The organism is Halobacillus sp. (assembly GCF_049282395.1).
GTDB lineage: Bacteria > Bacillota > Bacilli > Bacillales > Halobacillaceae > Halobacillus.
This window is the reverse complement of sequence record NZ_JBAPTY010000157.1, coordinates 1-5,167: the sequence shown is the minus strand read 5'-3', so window position 1 is coordinate 5,167 and position 5,167 is coordinate 1. Positions and strand designations below refer to the sequence as shown.

4 protein-coding genes and 1 pseudogene are annotated in these 5,167 nt (G+C 45.1%); all 5 read left to right on the top strand.

Features of this window, described 5'->3' with window-relative positions; translation table 11 throughout:
- Window positions 1-318 (top strand): annotated as a pseudogene (locus WAM07_RS07070) (ABC transporter substrate-binding protein); the annotation flags it as partial.
- Window positions 319-339: 21 nt separating this feature from the next.
- Window positions 340-1,662, top strand: a complete 1,323-nt coding sequence (locus WAM07_RS07065; RefSeq protein WP_422165825.1) for a carbohydrate ABC transporter permease — start codon at window positions 340-342, stop codon at window positions 1,660-1,662.
- A gap of 32 nt (window positions 1,663-1,694) precedes the next feature.
- Entirely contained in the window at window positions 1,695-2,519 is an 825-nt protein-coding gene (locus WAM07_RS07060; protein ID WP_422165824.1) for a carbohydrate ABC transporter permease, read from the top strand.
- Window positions 2,520-2,565: 46 nt separating this feature from the next.
- Window positions 2,566-4,260, top strand: a complete 1,695-nt coding sequence (locus WAM07_RS07055) for a glycoside hydrolase family 13 protein (protein ID WP_422165823.1) — start codon at window positions 2,566-2,568, stop codon at window positions 4,258-4,260.
- A gap of 491 nt (window positions 4,261-4,751) precedes the next feature.
- The coding region (locus WAM07_RS07050) for a hypothetical protein (protein WP_422165822.1) at window positions 4,752-5,167 on the top strand (416 nt) is incomplete at its 3' end.

Genomic DNA, 5,167 nt, shown 5'->3' with positions numbered 1-5,167 from the left:
CCAGAAGCTGCCTGGGAGTTTGTTAAGTTTATGACAGGCAAAGAGGGGCAGAAAATCAGCGCTACCGTAGGAGGAACAGCTCCGACGATTAAATCTCTTTATGATAATGAAGAGGTAAAAGAAGCTTCCCCGGTATTTGCCAACGAGGCGTTTGTGGAAACCTTACAAAATGCCGTTCCTCGCCCGGTTACACCGGATTATCCAAAAATAACGGACATTATTCAAATTGAGATCTCTAAAGCCCTGGCTGGAGATGTCTCGCCAGAACAAGCGGCACAGAATATGCAAAGAGAGATTGAAAGCGTTGTTAACGACTAAAAGCGAGAAGGAGGATGAAAAATGAGTAAGCGTCGATTCTCGCTTAGCGAGAAGCAGCTTGGGTATGCGATGGTAGCGCCTTCCTTAATACTAATCGCTGTTATTGTATTGTGGCCGATCATGTTGTCATTCTGGAACAGCTTATTTGATTACCGTCTTAATGATCCTTCTCTTTCCCAGCGTACGCTTGGGAGTGAAATTAACATGGAGCGTTATGCAGACAACTACGATTTCGTAAACAAGACCATAGAGGAAATTCTTCCTGAGTCCAGTACGGAAGAAGTTACCAACAAAGTCAAAAATGTTGAGCAGGGCATTAACGAACGGCACAGCACGTTCCTTGGAGCGGGAGATCACGAAGAGAAGTTCAATGAAGTGTTGGAAACGGTTCGTTCCCATCGTGCCGTAAAGGATCAATCATTGAAATACGTATCCATAGACGAATCCTTTAAAGAAGATTATTCGACATACTTAACCGAACAATCGGAGACGCTGGCGTCGCTTTCAAGCGAACAAGAGGGGGCGATGGCGACCAGGTTAAGCGATTTATCTGGTCAGATCAAGCTAATGGATTCAAGTTTTATGAAGGAGAACTTCGTAGGCTTTGGAAACTATGCTCAATATCTTCAGGAGTCCAGACTATGGCAGTCCATCGGAGTCACAACGCTGTTTACCGTCGTTTCGGTATTCTTTGAGCTGGTTTTAGGACTTGCCATTGCTCTTTTAATTAACCGTGCGTTTATCGGAAGAGGAGCGGTTCGGGCATCGGTACTTGTACCGTGGGCGATACCAACTGCCGTGTCTGCGATGATTTGGAAATTTCTTTATGACGGACAATCGGGAGTGGTCGCTCACTATTTCGAGCAGCTCGGAATCATTCAGGATGCCGGTCAACTGCTGACGACAAGTGCAGGAGCGATTTTCTCCATTATTTTCACAGATGTGTGGAAAACCACACCTTACATGGCGTTACTGTTACTGGCAGGTTTACAGACGATCCCGAATCAACTCTATGAATCTGCGCAAGTAGACGGGGCGAATGCGTGGAATCGGTTTTACAAGATTACCCTTCCTATGCTTCGTTCGACGATTCTTGTTGCGCTATTATTCCGTACCCTGGACGCGTTCCGGGTATTCGACTTGATTTACGTATTAACGGGAGGAGGACCAGCCAACGCCACAGAGGCTGTTTCTGTTTACGCCTACAAAGTATTATTCGCCCAGCAGAATTTCGGGGCAGGGTCGGCTCTCTCTGTGATCGTCTTTGTCTGTGTAGCGATCATCAGTACGCTGTTTATCCGCTTTATCGGTTCTGATCTAATGGCAGGCAAACAAAAAGGTTAAGATACTAAACTTACCCAGTTAGGAGGAGCATTATGCAGCAAAAAGCAGGACCGTGGTTTTACCTATTTCTAATCGTCTTTGTCTTTCTTGTCATGTTTCCGTTTCTATGGATATTCTTGACATCCATTAAGCCCCTCGGGGATATATTCGGGTCACCTTTTGCGTGGTTCGGGTCTGGCATTTCGTTTCAATCGTATGAATCTGCTTTAACAACACGTCCGCTGCTTCGTTATATGCTGAACAGCTTTATTGTGTCCGGGGCAACGACAATTTTGGCTATAGGCTGTGCTGCTTTTACAGCTTATGCCGTGACGCGTCTGCCCATCAGGTTTAAAAGTGTGATTCTTGGGGTTGTGCTCGCTTCATCCATGTTCCCGCCCATTGCGATTATTTCGCCTATCTACGACTTTGTGACGGATTTCGGGCTGCGGAACACGTATCCGGGGCTTGTGATTCCTTACATCACCATCAGTCTTCCGCTTGCGATCTGGATCCTGGCTACATTTTTCCAGAACATTCCCTATTCGCTTGAGGAGTCAGCAAAACTGGACGGAGCAACGCCGTTTCAGACGTTTAGAAAAATTATTTTACCATTAGCCGCTCCAGGCGTATTTACGACAGCCATTCTTGTGTTTATTGCCGCCTGGAATGAGTATTTATTCGCCCTCACGATTAATACAAAGGATGCGATGAAAACGGTGCCTGTAGGTATCTCGCTTTATCAAAGCCAATACTCCATTCCATGGGGAGATATTACGGCCGCAACGGTTCTCGTGACGATCCCGATCGTGATCATCGTTCTAATTTTCCAGAGAAGAATTGTAGCTGGACTCACATCTGGTTCTGTTAAAGGATAGTTTAAGGCAAAATAATCTAATTAAAAATTTACAGGAGGTCGATCAAATGGAAAGAAAATGGTGGAAAGAAGGCGTCGTCTATCAGGTGTATCCAAGAAGCTTTAATGATTCGAATGGAGACGGCATCGGCGACTTACGAGGAATTACACAGAAACTGGATTATTTAAAAGATTTAGGTGTAGACATTTTATGGCTGTCTCCGGTCTATCAATCTCCTAACGACGACAATGGCTATGATATCAGCCATTACCGGGCGATTATGGAAGAGTTCGGAACGATGGAAGATTGGGAGAACATGCTTGAAGAAATTCATAAACGGGACATGCGCCTGGTCATGGACTTAGTGGTCAACCACTCCTCTGATGAGCATGCATGGTTTCAAGAGTCGCGTGAGTCGAAAGACAACCCTTATCGCGACTACTACATTTGGCATGATGGAAAAAATGGCGCCGAACCTAATAACTGGGTATCCTTCTTCAGCGGCTCTGCATGGGATTATGATGAAGCCACCGGCCAGTATTACCTGCACCTTTTTACAGACAAACAGCCGGATTTAAACTGGGAGAATGAACAGGTCAGGCAGGAAGTGTATGACATGATGAACTTCTGGATGGACAAAGGCATTGATGGATTCCGAATGGATGTGATTAATTTAATTTCCAAAACGCCGGGCCTGCCGGATGCGGAGGTTACCAATAAAGATAACAAGTATCAGTGGGGAGGAGAGCATTTCGTCAATGGTCCTCGCTTTATGGAGTTCATGAACGAGATGAATGAACAGGCTCTTAAGCATTATGATGTGATGACCGTAGGGGAAACCCCGATGGTGAAGCCTGAAGATGGGGCAGCGTTTACAGACGAGGAATCAGGGGTTCTCAGCATGGTTTTTCAATTCGATCACATGGAAATCGACGGCGATCCGGGAAGCCAGGAAGGAAAATGGTCCGTTAAACCGTGGAAACTCTCCCATATGAAAGAAATTATGACGGATTGGCAGACCACTTTGAATGGCAAGGGATGGAACAGCCTGTACTTGGAGAACCATGACCAGCCCCGCTCGGTTTCCAGGTTTGGTGATGCGGAGGAGTATCACCAGGAGTCCGCTAAGATGCTCGCGACCTTTTACCAATTGATGCAGGGGACACCTTATATTTATCAGGGGCAGGAAATCGGAATGACCAACGTCCAGTTTGATTCGATCGAAGACTATCGGGATGTTGAGATTCATAACTGGTATAACGAGCAGGTCACGGAGAAAGGGAAAGATAAGCGGGAAATCATGCATTCCATTTTTGTAAAAGGAAGAGATAATGCGCGAACGCCGATGCAGTGGAGCGATGAGAAGTACGCCGGCTTTTCAGATGCTGAACCGTGGATCAAGGTAAACCCGAATTATACGTCGGTCAACGTAGAACAGCAGCAGAAAGACGACCAGTCAATACTCAATTACTACAAAGAGCTCATCCAAGTGAGGAAGAATCATGATGTGCTTATTTATGGTTCTTACCAGCTTCTCGACCCTGAAGATGAGCAGGTTTACGCTTATACAAGAGAGCTCGACGGAGAAAAAGCGCTCGTCGTAGCGAACTTTACGAATGAAGCGATCGACTACTCGGTAAGCGAATCCTTTGCGGTGGAGCAGGCTGAACGGCTGATCGGCAACTATCCTTCAGAGAAAGAAGAAGGTGGAACTCTTCAGCTCAAGCCTTACGAAGCTCGTGTATACCGCGTTCAGTCTTAGAAAAAAGAATGTCTTTTAATAGAAAATAGAGGGAATTGGTAAGCTGTACAGGAAACGATCAGCTTGCCTTTTTCCTTTTAAAAGGACCTGCTAAATCTCCGTGTTCAGTTTACAGCCAAGGTTTCCATACTGGAAGACTTGATTTCGAGATATTGGTTTATGGGGAAGGTCCTCCGGGAGACGATTTCGCTTTCCGGCCCTGCACGACGCAGGGTCGTTCGACGGTGCCACACGACGCGGCGTTCTTAGTCGAACCTCTCCTGTGGTGAGCTTCCTCGGGCTTAACAACCTTTCGGCATCTCACCGATCATGTTGAAAGGATCGATTTCGATATACCTTTAGTCCGTTGTCAAAAAAAGAAGGGTAGACTAATGGAATAACAGCAACTTTTTAATCAAATTTTAAATATCCGAGAGGTTTTAGAATAACCTTCCTTTTTCATATGCTATCATGATTCTATAAGTGGTACGTTTAAAGGAGGGTCCTAGCGCATGTTTACCTTAAAACAAGCGATAGCGATGCGTTTAGAAAATATACTAGAGGAAAAAAAGCATCTGCGGGAAATGATCGAGAAGCTTACGGACGAACAGCAGGATTTAATTCGCCGCCTGGAACGTCTGGAAGAGAGAAATGAGGATATGGATACGTCCGCAATTTTAAAAACACTTGCCGAGACGGATGAAGATTTAAAGAAATACGGCGCCAATATTCCAGCCGACCTTTTAATAGAGAAAACAACAAATCATTATAAGGAAGATCAACCAAAAGAAGCTTCCAAGCATGACTATATTCTGTCCACGAATTCTGAAGCCTTCTCGAAAGATTCGGATAAGAGTATGAGTTATAAGGAATTGACCCACATTTTAATTAATTATGCAAAAGAACATAATAATCAAGTCGATCATGA

Coding starts and splice junctions, on each gene's coding strand:
- WAM07_RS07065 (WP_422165825.1), top strand. CDS start 340: ATGAGTAAGCGTCGATTCTCGCTTAGCGAGAAGCAGCTTGGGTATGCG.
- WAM07_RS07060 (WP_422165824.1), top strand. CDS start 1,695: ATGCAGCAAAAAGCAGGACCGTGGTTTTACCTATTTCTAATCGTCTTT.
- WAM07_RS07055 (WP_422165823.1), top strand. CDS start 2,566: ATGGAAAGAAAATGGTGGAAAGAAGGCGTCGTCTATCAGGTGTATCCA.